This is a genomic window from Streptococcus sp. HMSC072G04, from assembly GCF_001813295.1.
In the GTDB taxonomy this organism is placed as follows: Bacteria; Bacillota; Bacilli; order Lactobacillales; family Streptococcaceae; genus Streptococcus.
The window spans coordinates 484-2211 of the sequence record NZ_KV812035.1 but is presented as its reverse complement, the minus strand read 5'-3'; the positions used below and the strand labels follow the sequence as shown (position 1 = coordinate 2211).

At 39.1% G+C, this 1728-nt stretch carries 1 protein-coding gene; it reads left to right on the top strand.

The genetic code is table 11. The annotated features are described in order from the left end of the window. Positions 1-1728: SspB-related isopeptide-forming adhesin (locus tag HMPREF2904_RS11955; protein ID WP_305366826.1), on the top strand; the 1728-nt coding region annotated here is incomplete at both ends.

Sequence of the window (1728 nt, the reverse complement as noted above, 5' to 3'; positions counted from 1 at the left end):
CCCATATGCGGACGATGCATCAAACAACGAAGCAGAAAACTTGAATACTAAGACTGTTGAACGTGGTTCTAAATTGGTTTACCAAGTATGGTTGGATACAACTAAATTTGACGCAGCTAACAAGGATAACATCCAAACAGTAGGTATTTCAGATAACTATGATGAAGCCAAATTAAATCTTAATGCGGCTGACATCAAAGCTTACGACTCTGTAACAGGTGCAGAAGTAACAGATAAATTCGATATCGCTGTCAACAACGGTGTGATCACTGCTAACTTGAAAGCTGGCTTCACGAAGTCACTTGGCGATGCAGAAAACACACAAGTCATCGACACAACTAAATTCGAATTCGGACGTTACTACAAGTTCGATATTCCAACAACAGTGAAAGACGATGTGGTAGCTGGTGCAGATATCGAAAATACTGCGGCTCAAGTTGTAAACTATTACAACCCAACTACTAAGAAAGTTGAAAAACCTGAAAAACCAACTGAAAAACGTGTCAACAATGTTCCAATCTCAGTAGAATTTAACTTCACTAAGAAATTGGAAGGTCGTGCTCTTAAAGCTAACGAATTCACATTCGAGTTGAAAGACAGCGACAATGTTGTGATTGCGACTGCAACCAACGACGCAAACGGTAACTTCAAGTTCACTCCAGTTGATTATACAAACAAAGCTGGTGAAACGGTTACTGCCCTTAAATACAAGAAGGGTCAAGAAGGTACTTACACTTACACTGTAACAGAGGTTAAGGGTACAGACGCAACTGTTGAGTACGACACAATGGCTGCAGTTGTAACTGTTACTGTTTCTCATGATGGTACAGCGAAGGCCTTGATCACAAATGTGACAGAACCAGCTGATAAAGAATTCAATAACACAGTTCGTCCTCCAGAAGAACCTAAGTTCCAACCAGAGAAATACGTTGTTTCTAAAGCGAAATTCGATATTACAGGTACTAAGCTCGTTGATGACGATTCTGAATTGACAGATAAATATGGTGAAACAAATACAAATCCATATGTCGATACAACTGCCAACAACGAAGATGAAAACTTGAATACGAAACCAGTTGAACGTGGTCAAAAACTTTACTACCAAGTATGGTTGGATACAACTAAATTCTCAGCAACTAACAAAGAAAATATCCAAACAGTAGGAATCACAGATAACTACGACAAGGATAAATTGACTGTTAATGCTTCAGATATCAAGGTTTACGATTCAGTTACTGGTGCAGATGTTACGACGAAATTCGATATCTCTGATAACAATGGTGTTCTGACAGCTAACCTGAAAGAAGGCTTCACGAAGTCACTTGGCGACGCTGAAAATACTCAAATCATTGATACTACTAAGTTTGAATTTGGACGCTACTATAAATTTGATATCCCAGCAACAGTGAAAGACGATGTTGTAGCTGGTGCAGATATTGAAAACAAGGCAGCACAAGTTGTTAACTACTACAACCCAGTAAGCAAGACTGTTGAAAAACCAAACAAACCAACTGAAAAACGTGTTAACAGTGTTCCAATCTCAGTAGAATTCAACTTCACTAAGAAATTGGAAGGCCGTGAACTGAAAGCTGGCGAATTCACATTCGAGTTGAAAGACAGTGACAATGTTGTGATTGCAACTGCAACCAATGATGCAGCTGGTAAGATCAAGTTTGCCCCAGTAGATTACACAAATAAAGCTGGTGAAACGGTTACTGCCCTTAAATA